Source organism: Citricoccus parietis, from assembly GCF_042433045.1.
Classification (GTDB): domain Bacteria; phylum Actinomycetota; class Actinomycetes; order Actinomycetales; family Micrococcaceae; genus Citricoccus; species Citricoccus parietis.
In genome coordinates this window covers 1-910 of sequence record NZ_JBHLWH010000052.1, presented here as the reverse complement: position 1 = coordinate 910, position 910 = coordinate 1, and the positions used below count along the sequence as shown (strand labels likewise).

1 protein-coding gene is annotated in these 910 nt (G+C 68.4%); it reads left to right on the top strand.

The genetic code is table 11. The features are described 5' to 3' along the window. Window positions 1-63: 63 nt before the first annotated feature. A partial coding sequence (locus ACFFIO_RS17260; protein WP_378043692.1) for an IS110 family RNA-guided transposase occupies window positions 64-910 on the top strand: 847 nt, incomplete at its 3' end.

Here is a 910-nt window from a genome sequence, read left to right as displayed (position 1 = left end):
ATTCGTGGGTTACCGGACAAGAAGCCCCTTGCCCGGCCTTGCCTACAGTTGTGGGAGGCCCCGGTGTTTACCGAGCGTACGAGTGTCGGGCTCGATGTGCACGCACGATCCGTCGCCGCGGCGGCGATCGATGGCGTCACGGGAGAGCTCATCCAGACCAGACTGACCCCGTCACATGAGCACATCCTGTCCTGGCTGGGCGATCTGCCTGGCCCGGTGGCGGTGGCCTACGAAGCCGGTCCGACCGGTTTCGGGCTCTATAGGGTCCTGACCGAGTCCGGGATCCGGTGTGAGGTCGTGGCCCCGTCCAAGCTGCAGCGCCCGGCCGGAGACCGGGTCAAGACCGATGCCAAGGACGCGGTGCACCTTGCCCGGCTACTGCGCCTGGACGAGGTGACCTCGGTGGCGGTGCCCTCCGTGGACCAGGAAGCGGCCCGGGACTTGGTCCGGGCTCGGGAAGACTGCCGTGGTGATCTGATGCGGGCCCGGCACCGGCTCTCGAAGCTGTTGCTGCGCCAGGGTCTGGTCTACAACGGCGGCCAGGCCTGGACCGGTGCCCACCACACGTGGCTGGTGCACGAGGCCCGGCCCCGGCTGACACAGAGACCCACGCTGATGGCGTTCGAATCCGACTACGAGACGGTGATGGCCACCCTGGCCCGCCGTGACCGCCTCGATGCGGCCATCGAGGCTATGGCCGCAGACTCGGAGTTCACGGATGTGGTGCACCGGCTCGGATGCCTGCGCGGGGTCTCGACCCTGACCGGGTTCGGCCTCGCGGTGGAGATCGGTGACTGGCACCGGTTCACCGGCAATACCATCGGCTCCTTCGTCGGACTGGTGCCCTCGGAGCACTCCTCCGGGGGCTCCAGGGCCCAAGGCCCGATCACGAAGGCCGGCAACACCCACG